Source organism: Campylobacter blaseri, from assembly GCF_013201895.1.
GTDB lineage: Bacteria > Campylobacterota > Campylobacteria > Campylobacterales > Campylobacteraceae > Campylobacter_B > Campylobacter_B blaseri.
In genome coordinates this window covers 1,608,967-1,624,551 of the sequence record NZ_CP053841.1, presented here as the reverse complement: position 1 = coordinate 1,624,551, position 15,585 = coordinate 1,608,967, and the positions used below count along the sequence as shown (strand labels likewise).

Annotated in this window: 16 protein-coding genes and 1 tRNA gene; all 17 read left to right on the top strand. The window is 29.6% G+C overall.

The features are described from left to right. The first annotated feature begins 32 nt into the window (after nt 1-32). The 17 genes from CBLAS_RS08005 (at nt 33) to CBLAS_RS07930 (ending at nt 15,581) form a co-directional block, all read left to right on the top strand. Complete coding sequence (locus tag CBLAS_RS08005) at nt 33-1,724, top strand: hypothetical protein (RefSeq protein ID WP_106872329.1); 1,692 nt, start codon at nt 33-35, stop codon at nt 1,722-1,724. A 10-nt stretch (nt 1,725-1,734) separates the two neighbouring features. Then, nucleotides 1,735-2,334, top strand: a complete 600-nt coding sequence (locus CBLAS_RS08000; protein WP_106872327.1) for a hypothetical protein — start codon at nt 1,735-1,737, stop codon at nt 2,332-2,334. A gap of 11 nt (nt 2,335-2,345) precedes the next feature. Further along, nucleotides 2,346-3,329: a hypothetical protein gene (locus CBLAS_RS07995; protein ID WP_106872325.1), complete on the top strand. Its 984-nt coding sequence runs from the start codon at nt 2,346-2,348 to the stop codon at nt 3,327-3,329. 411 nt (nt 3,330-3,740) lie between these two features. Further along, the gene (gene thiM, locus CBLAS_RS07990) at nt 3,741-4,547 is read left to right on the top strand and encodes a hydroxyethylthiazole kinase (RefSeq protein ID WP_106872323.1); all 807 of its coding nucleotides are present in this window, start codon (nt 3,741-3,743) and stop codon (nt 4,545-4,547) included. A 112-nt stretch (nt 4,548-4,659) separates the two neighbouring features. Next, nucleotides 4,660-5,703, top strand: a complete 1,044-nt coding sequence (locus CBLAS_RS07985; RefSeq protein ID WP_106872321.1) for a type II asparaginase — start codon at nt 4,660-4,662, stop codon at nt 5,701-5,703. Between the two features lie 134 nt (nt 5,704-5,837). After that, nucleotides 5,838-6,536, top strand: a complete 699-nt coding sequence (locus CBLAS_RS07980; RefSeq protein WP_106872319.1) for an MlaA family lipoprotein — start codon at nt 5,838-5,840, stop codon at nt 6,534-6,536. Between the two features lie 2 nt (nt 6,537-6,538). Then, nucleotides 6,539-7,135 (top strand): Tgt2/MlaC family protein, encoded by a 597-nt coding sequence (locus tag CBLAS_RS07975; RefSeq protein ID WP_106872317.1) that lies wholly within the window; start codon nt 6,539-6,541, stop codon nt 7,133-7,135. After that, the gene (locus tag CBLAS_RS07970) at nt 7,128-9,581 is read left to right on the top strand and encodes an efflux RND transporter permease subunit (protein WP_106872315.1); all 2,454 of its coding nucleotides are present in this window, start codon (nt 7,128-7,130) and stop codon (nt 9,579-9,581) included. Before CBLAS_RS07975 ends, CBLAS_RS07970 begins: the two co-directional genes overlap by 8 nt. 37 nt (nt 9,582-9,618) lie before the next feature. After that, a tRNA-Sec gene (locus CBLAS_RS07965) sits at nt 9,619-9,716 on the top strand. Nucleotides 9,717-9,841: 125 nt separating this feature from the next. Next, nucleotides 9,842-10,702, top strand: a complete 861-nt coding sequence (locus tag CBLAS_RS07960) for an ATP phosphoribosyltransferase regulatory subunit (RefSeq protein ID WP_106872313.1) — start codon at nt 9,842-9,844, stop codon at nt 10,700-10,702. Continuing rightward, nucleotides 10,699-11,952 carry an adenylosuccinate synthase gene (locus tag CBLAS_RS07955; protein ID WP_106872311.1) on the top strand — a complete coding sequence of 418 codons (1,254 nt, stop codon included), beginning with the start codon at nt 10,699-10,701 and terminating at the stop codon, nt 11,950-11,952. The genes CBLAS_RS07960 and CBLAS_RS07955 overlap by 4 nt, the downstream gene beginning before the upstream one ends. A 26-nt stretch (nt 11,953-11,978) precedes the next feature. Then, the gene (locus tag CBLAS_RS07950; protein WP_106872309.1) at nt 11,979-12,530 is read left to right on the top strand and encodes a DUF507 family protein; all 552 of its coding nucleotides are present in this window, start codon (nt 11,979-11,981) and stop codon (nt 12,528-12,530) included. Beyond that, nucleotides 12,531-12,761, top strand: coding sequence for a carbamoyl-phosphate synthase domain-containing protein (locus CBLAS_RS07945; protein WP_106872307.1), 231 nt, complete (start codon nt 12,531-12,533; stop codon nt 12,759-12,761). Nucleotides 12,762-12,837: 76 nt separating this feature from the next. Further along, nucleotides 12,838-12,960: a hypothetical protein gene (locus CBLAS_RS09710; RefSeq protein WP_277620707.1), complete on the top strand. Its 123-nt coding sequence runs from the start codon at nt 12,838-12,840 to the stop codon at nt 12,958-12,960. Between the two features lie 81 nt (nt 12,961-13,041). Next, nucleotides 13,042-14,274: a PAS domain-containing sensor histidine kinase gene (locus CBLAS_RS07940; protein ID WP_106872305.1), complete on the top strand. Its 1,233-nt coding sequence runs from the start codon at nt 13,042-13,044 to the stop codon at nt 14,272-14,274. Then, a complete protein-coding gene (locus CBLAS_RS07935) occupies nt 14,261-14,944 on the top strand; it encodes a response regulator transcription factor (protein WP_338152847.1) in 684 nt (227 codons plus the stop codon). Before CBLAS_RS07940 ends, CBLAS_RS07935 begins: the two co-directional genes overlap by 14 nt. Nucleotides 14,945-14,966: 22 nt before the next feature. Continuing rightward, nucleotides 14,967-15,581, top strand: a complete 615-nt coding sequence (locus tag CBLAS_RS07930; RefSeq protein WP_106872301.1) for a c-type cytochrome — start codon at nt 14,967-14,969, stop codon at nt 15,579-15,581. The last annotated feature ends 4 nt before the right edge of the window (nt 15,582-15,585 follow it).

Below are 15,585 nucleotides of genomic sequence, written 5' to 3'. Positions count from 1 at the left end.
ATAGGGTAATTTTTATTATTAGGAAATGGATAATGAGTGAAAAATTAAACAGCAAAGAAAAAGATAATCTTGATATAAAAATCGCTACTGATGTTATAAATTCTAATATAATTAATCTTCATGCCTCTGCAAACAAAGAACATTTGGTTATTTATAGTGGAGTTGATAACGAAACTGGCGAGCATTTAAAAAGAAGTTTAAAAGGTATAAGTAAATACAAAATATTCCCTAATCAAGAACAAATTGATAAACGCATTAAAAAGGAAATTGAAGAAAGTTCTAAAACATTAAGTCAAAATGAAATAAAAAAATTAAAAGATAAATATATAAAAGATCAAACTACTAAAAACATAAAAGCCCAAGCTGGTTACTCTAACGAGCTAAAAGAACAAGCTAGGAAAAATGCAGACAATATCTTAAAAGGCGACAAAACTAGAGTTAAACAATATGACAATCTTTCAAAGCAAGAACAAGTAAAGGTAGCCAAAGAACATCCAAATTATAATGTAAACTCAGCAAATCACCAATTAATAGATTTAGTTGAAGTAGATTCAAATGGTAATTATATAAAAGGCTCTGGTGTTCAGTTAAAGATGGTTGGCAAGGATGCTGAATCTTGTTTTGAGCAACTCTCATCTAAAGATTTTACAAAATACTATGACAATGGTGTTGATGTTTATGTTCCAAAAGAGTATTTTAATGAAATTCAAAAAGAATGCAAAGAAAAGATTCAAGGCTTAGAACAACAGCTTAAATTTATGAAAGAAAACAATAAAAGCCAAATTGATATAGACAAAAAGCAAAAAGAGCTTGAAAAATATCAAAAAATATCAAAACAAACAAAACCAAGCAAGGTTTCAACACAAGAAGCCATAGAAGCAAGAACAGATCCTATAAAATCAACAGCAAAAGATATATGTAAAAATGCTCATAATGCTGGAATACAGGCTGCTAAAATGGGTGCTATGATAGCTGGTGGAGTATCTGTTGTGCAAAATATTTATGAGTGCATAGCAAGTGGTAAAGATATGAAAGAGGCTATTAAAGATGTTGGAAAAACTACTGCTTTTGGGGCTGGTGGTGCATATGCGGGTGCATTTGCTGGTTCAGCAATCGGGGCTTTTATGAAAAATGCAAGTAGTGTGACTTTAAGAAATGCTTCAAAAACAAATCTTCCTTCTCTCATAGTTACAAGCTCTATAGAAATCACTAAAAGTTTTTGTAAATTTTATAGGGGTGAAATTGATGGGGCTTCATTATTAGAAGAGCTTGGACAAAAAGGTAGCGGTATAAGTGCATCTGCATTTATGGCTAGTGTTGGACAGATTGTAATCCCTGTGCCTGTTGTTGGTGCTATGATAGGAGGAATGGTCGGATATAGTTTAAATTCTATGTTTTATCAAGAGCTTAAAGGTTCGTTAGAAAATGCAAAATTAGCTAAAGAAAGGAGAATACAAGTAGAGAAAGAGTGCAAAATAGCACTAAATCAAATTTTAAAACAAAGAGATGAGATAAACTTTTTAATCAATAGTTATTTTAACGAGCATATAGGCTTTTTAAATTCCAATATAAGGGAGTTAGAAAATGCTTTAAATATGCAAGATGTAGATGAGACTATTAGGATAAGTAATCTTTTAACACATAAATTAGGAGGCGAAACTCAGTTTGAAAATTTTTCTGAGTTTGAAAATTTTATGAAAGGTGAAGAGTCTTTTAAGCTTTAAAGGAGAAAATATGCATATATATTTTGAAAAAGAATATCATTATATATTATCTATAATAATAAATTTTTTACAATTAGATGATAAGGTGTTGATACAAAAAGAAAAAGATAGATTTATGGAATTTGCTAAGCCAATGATGGCTGATATGTTTAAAGAAAAAATTTATTTTGATTATGACTTTGAAAAATTAGAGTTTTTAACTCAAATGCTAATTTCACAAGAGAAAAAAGATGACTCCATATTTAAAAAATCTAAAAAAGAGATTATCAAAGAGCTTGTTTGTGATATTTCTAGTTGTATTTATGGTAGATCTAAAACAAATTTTTTATGGGTACTTATAAATTTGGCTTATTCTGATGATGATTTTTCAGAATCTGAAAAAGAAGTTCTAGAGCTAATTGTTAAAGAATTTAATATAGACCAAGAAATTTTTGAAGAGCTTATGGAGTATGCAGAAACTTTAAATGCCACTATAAAGCAGATTAAATTTTTTAACGACTCAGAACTTCCATATAAGGAAATAGCTCCAAAAATCAAAGAGCTAGAAGAAACAAAAGAAGAGATTATAAAATCTTTACAAAATACACTAGATGAGAGTTATCTAGTTTAGAAAGGAAAAATATGTTACCATTAATACCACTTGTAGCAATTGGGACTACTGCACTTTTTGGAGCTGGAAAAAGCGTTAAGGCTGTTTTAGATAGCAATGAAGCAGATGATTTGGTTTCATCTGCAAATTATGATTTATCAGAAGCTAAAAATAAACTAGAAAAAGCAAGAAAATATTGTTCTGAAAATTTAAAACAATTAGGACAAAAGAAAATTTATATACTAGATACTTCTATAAAAGATTTTATCACTTCATTTGAAAAATTAAAAAATGTAGATTTTCAAAACACTGTTGGCATTGATGAGCTTAATAATTTTAAAATTGATCAAAGTATGTTTAAAGAGCTAAAAGAACAATCCATACTAGCAGAGTCTATGTTAAAAGGCACTCTTAGTGGTGCAGGAGCTGGAGGGTTAGTTGCTTTTGGTGCATATAGTGCTACTATGACCTTTGCTGCTGCAAGCACTGGAACTGCTATTAGCACTCTTAGTGGAGCAGCTGCTACAAATGCAACATTAGCTTGGCTTGGTGGTGGGACTTTGGCTGCTGGGGGAGCTGGCGTGGCTGGTGGTATGATGATGCTTGGAGGACTTGTTGCTGCACCAGCTTTGGTAGTTTTGGGAGTAATTGCTGGAGCAAAAGCTAGCAAAAAGCTAGATGATGCAAAGACTGATTATGCTAAGGCACAGCTACAAGTACAGGAGCTAAAAAATATGGAATTACAAACCAAAGCCATAGGAAAAAGAGCTAATAAATTTAAGATGATGCTAATTAGATTAGATTCTAATTTTACCCCTTTAGTTTATGAAATGCAAAAAATTATAAAAAATAATGGTGTTGATTTCTCACAATTTCATCAAGAACAAAAAGAGAGCATAGCTAAAGCAGCTTCGCTAGTTAAGGTCATAAAAAGTATTCTTGATACTCCTATTTTGGATAAAGATGGCAATACAACAAAAGAATCAGAAAGGCTTTTAGAAACTATAAAGATATAAATTTATTTAAGAGTTTGATTTTTTCAAACTCTTGTTTGGTTTGTTGTTTTAGATAAATAATCTTGAAGTTATTAACAAATTAATGATAATTTAATTAAAATTTATTTAATGTTTGCTTGGATATAATTAATCAAAATAATATGTTTAATTAGCATAAAAAGAGTATATTATAAATTCAGTAAATTTATACAATTTTGAAATCTTTTATGATGTTTAAATCATAACAATTATAAAAATAATAAAAACTAGTCTTAATTCTATTATAATTTCCAAGTAAAGACTACAACGCAAATTTAGGAATAAAACAATATAAATTTTTAATTAAATTTTAGTTATTTAAGATTTAGAGTTAAGATTATATAGATTTATTTGGAAAAGTTAAATTTGATTTAAAATTTAAAAGGATAGAAAGTGTTAAATTTCATACAAAATATAAAAGAAAAAAATCCTATGATTCATTGCATTACAAATTATGTTACTATAAATGATGTTGCTAATATTTTAATTGCTTGTGGAGCTAGCCCTATAATGTCTGATTATTCTAAGGAGTGTGAAGAGTTAACTTCAATATCAGATGGACTAGTTATAAATTTAGGAAACATATATCCTGATGTAGTTGAAGCTATGAAAATTTCTTTAAAATCAGCAAATACAAATAATATAGTTAGCGTTTTTGATCCTGTTGCAATAGGAGCTACAAAGCCTAGAAAAAAAATAGCTTTTGAACTTTTAAAAGAAGGTAAATTTAGTGTTATTAGAGGTAATATTTCTGAGATAAAAAATTTAGTTGGCTTAAATACTAAAAGCAAAGGTGTTGACGCTAGTAAGAGTGATGCAAAAGATAGCTTAGAAGACAAAGTAGAAATTGCCAAAACACTTAGTAGAAATACTGGCTCAGTAGTAGTGATAAGTGGGGCTAAAGATATAATAACGAATGGAGATATTAGCTATATTTGTGAAAATGGTGATGAAATGATGAAAAATATCACTGGAAGTGGATGTATACTAACTGCCTTAATAGCGGCTTTTATTGCCTCAAACAATAATATACTTGAAGCAACTTTGATGGCTGTTATTACTTCTGGAGTAGCAGGTGAATTTGCTAAAAATATGTTGAATAATAGAGGAAATTTAACTTTTAGAGAAAATTTCATTGATGAAATATTTTTAATGAACGATGACAAAATATCTAAATTTGCTAAATTTTATGAAATTTAAAAGAGAATATTATAGAACTTTAAGATTTCTTTAATTGAAATAATTAATTTAAAATAGTATAATTTGTTTAAGTTTTTGTGTATATAAAAATAAACTAATTCAGGAGGTCTTAATGCGTTCTTTATTTAAAGCAATTATAACAATACTATTAGGAGTTACGGTGGGATTTGCAAAACCTACAATCTATATTTTAGCAACAGGCGGAACTATCGCAGGTTCAGGAAGTGGTGAGCTTGATACAGCATATACTTCAGGAACTGTAACAGTTGATAAACTTATAGCAGCAGTTCCAGAAATCAACAAAATTGCCACAATTAAAGGTGAGCAAATTTCAAATATTGGTTCACAAGAGATGAATAATGAAGTTTGGCTAAAGCTTGCTAAAAGAGTAAATGAGCTACTTGCTAAAGATGCTGACGGTGTTGTTATTACTCACGGCACTGACACGATGGAAGAAACTGCGTATTTTTTAAACCTAACAGTTAAAAGTGATAAGCCAATTGTAATGGTTGGAGCCATGAGAAATTCAAGCTCTTTAAGTGCAGATGGGCCATTAAATTTATTCAATGCTGTAAATGTCGCTATAGATAAACAAAGTAAAGGTAAAGGTGTTGTGGTTGTAATGAATGACGAAATCCATGCAGCTCGTGAAGTTACTAAAACTCATACAAGTGGAGTAGATACTTTTAAATCTCCAAATTCTGGAAAAATAGGAACTGTTTTTTATGGGAAAGTTAAATACTATATGACTCCAACAAGAAAACATACAAAAACAAGTGATTTTAACATAGCAAATATCAAAGAACTTCCAAAAGTAGATATCATCTATAATCATTCAAATGATAATCCTATTTTTGTTAATGCAGCTGTAAAAGATGGTACTAAAGGCATAATAAATGCAGGTATGGGTAATGGAAATCCATATCCAAGTGTTTTGGAAGCTCTTGGCGATGCTGTTAAAGGTGGAGTTGTAGTTGTTAGAGACTCTCGTGTGGGAAGTGGTGAAACAACTATGGATGGAGAAGTTGATGATAAAAAATATGGCTTTTTAACAAGTGATAATTTAAATGTTCAAAAAGCTAGAGTTTTATTAATGGTAGCACTTGCTACTACAGATGATAAAGAAAAAATTCAAGAATATTTTTTAACTCATTAAAGAAATAAAGTGGCTAAAAAGCCACTTTATAATCTATTAAAAAATTTAAATTTGCCATATTTAAAAAATTACAATAGAATTATAAACTTTATTTTAATAAAATACATAAAAAGATTACTAGAAAAGGAAGTTTTATGAAATTTTGGTTATCAATATTATTAACCATTACAATTGCTTTTTCAGATTCTAGTTTTGATAATTTTTCTGAATTTGAAGATGAATTTAATAAAAAAACAGTTTTTGATCCTCTTGGTGGATATAATAGAGTTATGACAAATATAAACGATGCTTTTTATGATTATTTGATGTACCCGATTGCTGTAGGCTATGATTATGTTATGCCTGATCCTATTCAAGGAGCTTTTAAAGACTTTTTTTACAATCTTTTATATCCTATGAGGCTTATAAATAATATTCTTCAAGGTAAATTTCAAAACTCCTTAGATGAAACAAAAAGATTTTTAATCAACTCAACTATAGGTTTTGCAGGTTTTAGTGATACGGCTACAAATCACTTCAATATATCAAGGCATGATGAGGATTTTGGCCAAACTTTAGGGCATTGGGGTGTTGGAAGTGGCTTTCATATAGTATGGCCTATTTTAGGACCTAGCAATATTAGAGATAGTTTTGGGCTTGTTGGAGATTATTTTACTCATCCAGTATCTTATATAGATGATAAGTGGACATCAATGGGCGTAAAAGCAGTTGAAAAAGTTAATAACGAATCGATTGATTTTCAATATAAAAAAATTAAGAAAAATGCTGTTGATTTATATCCTTTATTACGTGATGGATATGAACAAAGAAGAAATTATTTAATCAAGGAATAAAAATGAAGTTTATGAAATTACTAGTTTTATTAGTATTTAGTTTTAATTTAGCATTTAGCTTAACTAAAGATGAGATAAAACCTGCTATAGAAGTAAAAGTTAAAAAAGCAGTAGAAATTTTGAAAGATCACAATATTGATGATAATAAAAAAGCTGGAGAAATTTTTGAAATTTTTGATCAATATTTTGATTATCCTTTAATGGCTAGAATCTCTCTTTCTAGACACTACTCAAAATTAAGCAAAGAAGAAGCTAGGAAATTTAGTAAAGCTTACGAGGAGGCGCTAAAAAATTCTTTTATATCAAATTTAAAAGAATATAATGATCAAAACATGGAAGTTATTGGCATGGAAAGCCCTAACCCAAATAGAGTTTATTTAAAAACTAAGCTAATATCTAGTGATAAAGATTATCCGGTTGATTTTAAATTCTACCCAAAAGCTAAAGATAATTGGCTTATATATGATATAGATATTTTAGGAGTTAGTCTAATTCAGACATATCGCTCTCAGTTTGAAGATATGATTAAAAACGATAACTTTGATGGCATTTTAGAAAAACTAAATCAAATACAGATAAACAATAGCATTAATGAATAAAATTTTTCGTTTTATAGTAGCTTGTCCAAAAACTGTATTGTCAGCTATTTTAATACTTTTTTTGTTTTTTGGATTTTATAGTACAAAATTTCAAATAGATGCATCCACCGAGACTTTATTGCTTGAAAATGATAAAGACTTGGAGATTGCAAAAAGTGTTTATGAAAGATATAAAACTCCAAATTTTTTAGTTATAGCCTATACTCCAAATTCTGATTTATTAAGTGAAAAAACATTAAAAACCATTAGAGATTTGAGTCAAGATTTAACTAATTTGAAATTTGTTGATAGTGTTTTAAATCTTACAAATGTGCCACTTTTAGAAAATAAAGAGGGCTCTATATCTGAAAAAGCTAAAGATATTCAAAGCCTAAATAGTCTAGAGTCAAACAAAGAGCTTGCTAAAAAAGAGTTTTTAACAAGTCCTTTATATAAAGAAAGCTTGGTTAGTAAGGATTTTAAAACTACATCTATAGTTGTAAATTTAAAACCAAATACAGAATACAACGAGCTTATAAAACAAAAAGATAAACTTTTTGCAAAAAAAGACTATAAAAAATCAGAACTTAAAGAGATAAATAAAAAAATAGACTCTTTTAATGAAGGATATAGAAAACAAGAGCATGAAAACATAATTAGTCTTAGAAATGTTTTATCAGAGTATAAAAGTAAGACAGGCGAGGAATTTTTCCTTGGCGGGATAAATATGATAGCAGATGATATGGTTACATTTGTAAAAAATGATATCTATACATATGGGATTGCTTCTTTAATAATGTTAATTTTTTGTTTGTGGATATTTTTTAGGCAAGCTAGATTTGTAATCATTCCTATTATCATTTGTATTGTTAGTGCTATAATTGCAAGTGGTCTTTTTGCACTGTTAGGATATAAAGTTACAGTTATTAGTTCAAATTATGCAGCATTGCAAATTATAATTACAGTTTCAGTTGCTATACACCTTGTGGTTAGCTATAGAGAAAAAAGTAGCTTATATCCAAGTAGAACACAAAAACAACTCGTGTATACGACCTTAAAAGATAGATTTTTACCATGTTTTTTTGCAATCTTTACTACTGCTATAGGGTTTTTCTCGTTAATACTTAGCGATATAAAGCCTATAATTTCACTTGGAACTATGATGAGTATTGGAATTTCAATCTCGCTAGTTTTAGCATTTGCTATCTTTGGCTCTATAATGAGTCTACTGGATAAGATAGAAATTAAAACTAATTTTGAAAAAAGCTTTAAACTGACTACTTGGTGTGCAAATTTAGCTATAAAAAGAAAAAAAGAAATTCTTATATTTTTTGGTATTGTTTTTGTTGCTGGTTTGTATGGCATAACATTTTTAAAGGTAGAAAATAGCTTTATAGGATACTTTAAAGACCATACTGAAATTCATAAAGGAATGGTGGTTATTGATAAAAAACTTGGAGGAACAGTTCCTTTTGATGTTGTTATAAAATTTAAAAAAGATGAAGCTTCTTTCAAAAAGAGTGGTGATGATATTTTAGACTCTTTTGAGCTTGAATTTATGGAGGCTCAAAATCAAGATCAGTATTGGTTTTCAAGTGAAAAAATGCGTATTATTACTAAAGTTCATGATTTTTTAGCTAGTAGAGAGTTTGTTGGAAATGTGGCATCCTTAGGAACTCTTTTAGAGGTTGGAAAGCGCATGAACAATGGAGTTGCATTAAATGACTTTATGTTATCAGTTATCTATAATGAACTTCCTAGTGAGTATAAAAGTCTTATACTATCACCATATATTGATATAGACGCGAATGAGGCTAGGTTTGCTGTTAGAACAATAGATAGTGATGATAGGCTTAGAAGAAATGAGTTTTTAACAAGCCTTAAAAAAGATCTAAATACTCTTTTAAAAGATGATAATGTTGAAGTTCAAATTAGTGGTGTAATGGTTTTATATAACAATATGCTCCAAAGCCTTGTAGGCTCACAAATTAATACACTTGGCTTTGTTGTTATAGCGATACTGCTAGTATTTATAGCTATATTTAGAAGTTTAAAATTTGCTATTATTGCCATTGTAGTAAATATAATACCGCTTACTTTTGTATTTGGGGTTATGGGACTTGTTGGAATTCCACTTGATATCATGAGTATTACAATAGCAGCTATAAGTATAGGGATTGGGGTAGATGATGTTATACACTACATCCATAGATATAGAATTGAGAAGAAGTATAAAAACCCAGAACAAGCTGTATATGATAGCCATAAAAGCATAGGCTATGCAATGCAATACACATCAATCGCTATATTTTTAGGATTTTGTGTTATGGTAGCAAGTAATTTTTGGCCTACAATTTACTTTGGTCTTTTAGTTGATATGGTTATGGCATTTATGCTTATTTCAGCTTTGGTTTTCTTGCCGGTACTAATAATAATTTTTTCTAAGAAAAATATTCAAAATAGGTAAATATTTAAGTTTTTATGATATTATAAGACTTAAATATGGAGAGTAAAACGACCTGGTGGCGTTCACGGACTTCAAATCCGATGACGGGGCGGTTGACCGTTTCGTGGGAGGTTCAATTCCTTCACTCTCTCGCCAAATAACTGCAAATATACTCAAAAAATATTAAATAATATATTCCATAACAGATATACATAAGGAAATTTTAGGTATTCTAATATTTTAGATTTATAGTATAAAAACACTATAAAAAAAGGAGTGTTATGAGAGCTGACTTAGAACATGAAATTCCAAATGGTTCAAGGCTGTATTTTAGTGATACAGCAGATTTAAAAAGAGAGCTTGAGTCTTTTATGGCAAATCTTTTTAAAAGTTATAAATTTGAAGAGATATTAACTCCATATTTTTCTTACCATCAAAATTTGAGTGTTAAAGATGAAGAACTTCTAACTTTTTTTGACTCAACTAACCATAAAATTTTTCTAAGAGCAGATAGTACTGTGGATGTTGTTAGAATTATTTTGCGAAGAATTAAAAGCAAAGAATATAAAAGGATATTTTATATACAACCTGTTTTCAAATACCCAAATTATGAATTTTATCAAATGGGTGCAGAATTGATTGATGAGCGTAATTTGTATCTAGGCATAGAGATTGCGGCTAAGTTTTTTAATGAATTTAATATTAAAAGTGATTTGCAAATTAGTAATATTGAAATCCCAAAATTAATATGCAAAATTTTAGATATTCCTATCTCTATTTTTGAAAAAGGTGATATATATGCTATTTTAAAGCTAAATATTAATTGGCTAAATGAACTTGCCAAACTTACAGACATTAAGGATTTAAATAAGGTTAAAGATGTTGTTCCAGATGAATTAAAAGAGCCATTAAATTTGATAGAGGAGTTAGCAAATAAAAGCAGTTTTAAAAATATTAAATTAGCACCACTTTATTATTCTAAAATGCGCTATTATGATAAGTTATTTTTTAGATTTTTAAGTGGAAATTCAATACTGTGTAGTGGTGGGGATTATGAGATAGATGGTCTTGAATCTAGTGGTTTTGCTATAATGACAGACTCAGTTTTGGAAAATATATTAGAAAATAAGGATATGCAATGAGTAGAGTAGATATGATTGTAGGTGCACAATGGGGTGATGAGGGTAAAGGCAAGATTGTTGATATGCTTTCATGTGAATACGACTATGTTTGTAGAAGTGCAGGTGGACATAATGCTGGACATACTATAGTTATAGATGGAAAAAAATATGCACTTCATTTAGTACCAAGTGGTGTTTTAAATAAAAATATTATTAACATAATAGGAAATGGGGTTGTTGTAAATCCAAGTGTTGTAATAGAAGAGTTAAAACAGTTCGAAAATTTAGAAGGAAGATTTTATATAAGCGATAAGGCTCATTTAAATTTAGAATATCACGCTTTAATAGACTGTGCAAATGAGAAACGCAAAGGTGATGAGGCTATAGGCACAACAGGAAAAGGTATAGGTCCAAGTTATGCTGAGAAAGTTAGCAGGGTAGGACATAGAGTCATTGAGCTTTTAGATCCAGAAAAACTTTGCGAAAGCCTGTTTGTAAATTTTGAAAGAAATAAATATGTTTTTAAAACTTTAAATATTGAAATTCCAAAAAAAGAAGATGTTTTAAAAAATCTTAAAAAATATAAGGAAGCTTTAAGCCCATACATTACGGATACTACTAAGATGATATGGGATGCTATAGATGCTGATAAAAAAATACTTCTAGAAGGCGCTCAGGGTACATTGCTAGATTTAGATCATGGTACTTATCCATATGTTACAAGCTCAAGTACAATTGCAGCGGGAGCTTGCGTTGGAGTAGGTTTAAATCCAAAGCAAGTTGGTGAGGTTATAGGCATACTAAAAGCATATACTACAAGGGTGGGACATGGACCATTTCCTACTGAGGATTTTAGCGAATATGGCGAAAAAATGTGTGAAGTTGGAAAAGAGTATGGAACTACTACAGGGCGTAAAAGAAGATGTGGGTGGTTTGATGCAGTAGCGGCTAAGCATGCTGGAAAAATTAATGGTATAGATAAATTTGCATTAATGAAGCTTGATGTTTTAGACGGCTTTGATAAAATTAAATTTTGCGTAGCATATGAGCTTGAAAATGGAGAAAAAATAGACTATTTTCCTACAATAATTGACAAGGTTAAGCCTATTTATGAAGAAATAGATGGCTGGGATAGCGTTGTTGGTATAAATAAGTATGAAGATTTGCCAAAAAATGCAAAACTATACATAGAAAAAATAGAAAAATTAACAGGTGTCAAGGTTGGATATGTCTCAACAAGCCCAGAAAGAAATGACACTATTATAAGATAGAAAAACAAAAAAAGAAAGGAATTTAAATGCGTATAAAAATACCACATATTCCATATATATCTAGAAAAATAGGCATAGATATGTTTAATTCAGGATTTATGGTCTTTAATGCAGGTATTGAACCTGTTGTTAAAGTCGCTGAAGAAATTTTAATGGCCGATGCTAAAGCCGAAAGAGCGTTAGATGAAAAAGCAAATGACATTCTTGATGAAAATATTGAAGATATGAACATAATGCAAGTTGATAAAAGAAGTATGTTTTGGATGATTAAAAGACGTCTTGCAGAAGATAGTAATTTTATACTAGATAAGGAGGAGAGGTATAATAGCCTCTCTCACGAGATATTAGAAACATCTTGGAAAAAAGACCTTATAGATTATAAGGTTTCTGAAAACAAGGCAAAAAATGTTATCTACTCATCAATAATAAGCTATTTAAAAAGCTATGAAGACATAGAGGATATCGTTGTAGAAAAACTAGATAAATTGGCAAAGAAACTAATTCCTGGAAGCGAGGATTACGATATGACATTTGAAAAATACTACGAGGAAGAGCTTAAAAAAAGAGGTATGTTTTAAATGGACGCCACAAAGGTTTATATCTATCTTGAAAATGATGTTTTTCTTACAGCAAAAGTTTATGAAAAAAAGGGAACATACTTATCTCCACTTGTTGTAAATAGATCGATGGTTGGCTATGAAAGCGCTATAATAGATCCTTTAAATGCCAATAAAATTATAGTTTTTTCTATGCTTGAAATTGGTATAGTTGGAATAAATGAAAGTGATCGCAAAAGTGATAAGATTTAAGTAGATGGAATTATAGTTAGAAGTATAAACAACAAACCTTCTAATTTTATATCAAAACAGAGCTTAAAAGAGTGGTTTGAAAAAGATGATAAACATAATTGTTTATGACATAGATACAGGGTATTTATCTGAGCTTTTAATAGGTAAAAGTAGTTTAAAGGCTGTTATTCAACAGAAATTAAAGACAAAGATAGCTTAAAAAGCACTTAAAGCGATAAGATAAGATTTGGCTGTTTTTAAATGTCATTTTTAGAAGCTGAAAATTCAAATAGGTTTATGTATGGATAACAAAACAAGGCTAGAACAATATCAAAATGCGATAGATAAAAGTAATATTGTTTCTAAAACAGATGTTGAAGGCAATATAACTTTTGTAAATGATGAGTTTTGTAAAATTAGCAAGTATTCAAAAGAAGAGCTTTTAGGGGCTAATCACAATATAGTAAGACATCCAGATGTAAGCCGAAAAATATTTGAAAAACTATGGAAAACTATATTGTCTAAAAAAGTATATAAAGGAATTATAAAAAACCTTGCAAAAGATGGAAGTGTTTTTTATCTAAATGCAACTGTAATTCCTATCTTGGATAAAAATGGAGATATTGAAGAGTTCGTAGCTATTAGACACGATGTTACTGAGGTCATACTTTTAAATGAAAGGCTTATTGAAACTAAAAATGAGTTAAAAAATTTGAACTTATCATTAGAACAAAAGGTATTGGAACAGACCAAAGAACTTGTTAAGCTAAATAAAGATTTAGAAAAAAAAGTGGCAATAGAAGTAGCTAAAAACGAAGAGAAAAATAAAATACTATCTCAACAATCAAAGCTTGCAGCAATGGGAGAGATGATAGCAAACATTGCACATCAGTGGAGACAACCTTTAAACGAGCTTAGTATTAATCTGTTTCAAATGAAGCAAAATATTAATGATATAGAAAATTTCAATGATGCTTATGAACATTCAAAAGCAGTTATTAAAAATATGTCAAAAACCATACAGGATTTTAGTGATTTTTTTAAATCAAATAAAGAAAAAGAGCTTTTTTTTGTTAAAGAGGCTTTTGATGATGCTCTGTCTATGTTAAAATGCTCGCTGATTGATGGGCAGGTGGATGTAGAAAAAAACTTTAAAGATGATGCTAAGATATTGGGATTTAAAAGCGAGCTTTCGCAAGCATTTATGAATTTACTATCAAATGCTATGGATGCAATGAAGGATTTAAAGCAAGCTGATAAAAAAATCAAAGTTTTTTTAAATAAAGATTTAGAATTTGTAGAAATTTTATTTTTCAATAATGGAAAAAATATAAAAAAAGAACATATTGATAAAATTTTTGAACCATACTTTACAACTAAACACCCATCAAGTGGAACTGGTCTTGGATTGTATATAAGTAAGACAATCATAGAAAATATGAATGGTGAGATATCGTTTTATAACACAAAAAACGGAGTCTGTTTTAAAATAAAAATGCCAATAAATAAAAAGGAAGATGATGAAAAACACTAAAAATTTAAACATTTTAATTATTGAAGATGAAAAAGATATTAGAGAATCTATGGCTAAAGCTATGGAGGGTTTTTTTAACAGTATTATAACTGCTCAACATGGAGACGAGGGTGTGAAAAAGTTTAAAAAATTTAACCCTGATATTGTAATTACAGACATTGCTATGCCTATAATGGATGGGCTTGAAATGACCAAGATAATAAAAGAGCTCTCGCCTCAAACTCCAATAATAGCACTAAGTGCGTTTAGTGATAGAGACAGACTTTTAAAAGCTATAGATGTTGGTATCGATAAGTATGTTTTAAAGCCGATAGATATGGAGGAGCTTTTATCTACTATAGAAAATATAGCCAAAAGTAAAATCAATACTTTAAATGTAGTGGATTTAGTCAATGGGTATAAATTTGATCAATCCAAAAAAGTATTGATTAAAGATGGGTTAGAAATTTCACTTACAAAAAAAGAGCTATCTTTTTTAATGCTTTTAATTAACAACGAGGGTAATCTTGTGCTTCATAATAATATAAAAGAGAGTGTTTGGGGTAGTGAATCGGTAAGCGATGCTGCTGTGCGAACTTTTATAAAAAGGATTAGGGGGAAAGTTGGTCAAGACACTATAAAAAATATCCCAGGGTTAGGCTATAAGGTTGAAATAGCCACTAAAAAATAATTAAAAACAAGGAGAGCATAAGATGGATAATAAAAATATTTTTATAGAAATAGCCTTAACTATATTATTTTTAGCTGTTTTATCTCCAGCTATTTTACAGGCCACAGATGAAAATTTGAAAGACAATAGTTTTTTAAAAGGTAAAGATATATTTTTAAAAGAATGCTCTGCCTGTCATGGCATTGATGGTAAAGGGCTAGAGGGCGTAGCTAGAAATCTTACTATATGGGGTTCTGAGGATGGTGTTATAGACACTATTGCAAATGGAAGCAAAGGGCTTAAGTATACTATAAAAGAGATGCCTTCTAATATGGCTAGTGATAAAAATTTACAAGCAGTTGCAGCATATATGGCTAAGGATATATCATCTATAAAAACTACAAGCAACGAAAACCTAATCGCTCAAGGTAAAGAAAGTTGGGGAATTTGTGCTTCTTGTCATGGTGATGATGGAAAAGGGATGGGTGAAATAGCTCCGGACTTAACCCTTTATGGAAATTTTGAGTTTGTTGTCGATGTCTTAAATAGAGGCAAAGAGGGTCACATAGGAGATATGCCATCATTCAAAGAAACTTTAAGTGATGAAGAGAAGATAGTGGTTGGAAAATATGTAATATCTCTATCAAAAGATGATTAGGGTG

What these genes read in the sequence shown, in the direction of transcription:
- CBLAS_RS08005 (WP_106872329.1), top strand. Translation starts at nt 33, where the DNA reads ATGAGTGAAAAATTAAACAGCAAAGAAAAAGATAATCTTGATATAAAA.
- CBLAS_RS08000 (WP_106872327.1), top strand. Translation starts at nt 1,735, where the DNA reads ATGCATATATATTTTGAAAAAGAATATCATTATATATTATCTATAATA.
- CBLAS_RS07995 (WP_106872325.1), top strand. Translation starts at nt 2,346, where the DNA reads ATGTTACCATTAATACCACTTGTAGCAATTGGGACTACTGCACTTTTT.
- CBLAS_RS07985 (WP_106872321.1), top strand. Translation starts at nt 4,660, where the DNA reads ATGCGTTCTTTATTTAAAGCAATTATAACAATACTATTAGGAGTTACG.
- CBLAS_RS07980 (WP_106872319.1), top strand. Translation starts at nt 5,838, where the DNA reads ATGAAATTTTGGTTATCAATATTATTAACCATTACAATTGCTTTTTCA.
- CBLAS_RS07975 (WP_106872317.1), top strand. Translation starts at nt 6,539, where the DNA reads ATGAAGTTTATGAAATTACTAGTTTTATTAGTATTTAGTTTTAATTTA.
- CBLAS_RS07970 (WP_106872315.1), top strand. Translation starts at nt 7,128, where the DNA reads ATGAATAAAATTTTTCGTTTTATAGTAGCTTGTCCAAAAACTGTATTG.
- CBLAS_RS07960 (WP_106872313.1), top strand. Translation starts at nt 9,842, where the DNA reads ATGAGAGCTGACTTAGAACATGAAATTCCAAATGGTTCAAGGCTGTAT.
- CBLAS_RS07955 (WP_106872311.1), top strand. Translation starts at nt 10,699, where the DNA reads ATGAGTAGAGTAGATATGATTGTAGGTGCACAATGGGGTGATGAGGGT.
- CBLAS_RS07950 (WP_106872309.1), top strand. Translation starts at nt 11,979, where the DNA reads ATGCGTATAAAAATACCACATATTCCATATATATCTAGAAAAATAGGC.
- CBLAS_RS07945 (WP_106872307.1), top strand. Translation starts at nt 12,531, where the DNA reads ATGGACGCCACAAAGGTTTATATCTATCTTGAAAATGATGTTTTTCTT.
- CBLAS_RS07940 (WP_106872305.1), top strand. Translation starts at nt 13,042, where the DNA reads ATGGATAACAAAACAAGGCTAGAACAATATCAAAATGCGATAGATAAA.
- CBLAS_RS07935 (WP_338152847.1), top strand. Translation starts at nt 14,261, where the DNA reads ATGAAAAACACTAAAAATTTAAACATTTTAATTATTGAAGATGAAAAA.
- CBLAS_RS07930 (WP_106872301.1), top strand. Translation starts at nt 14,967, where the DNA reads ATGGATAATAAAAATATTTTTATAGAAATAGCCTTAACTATATTATTT.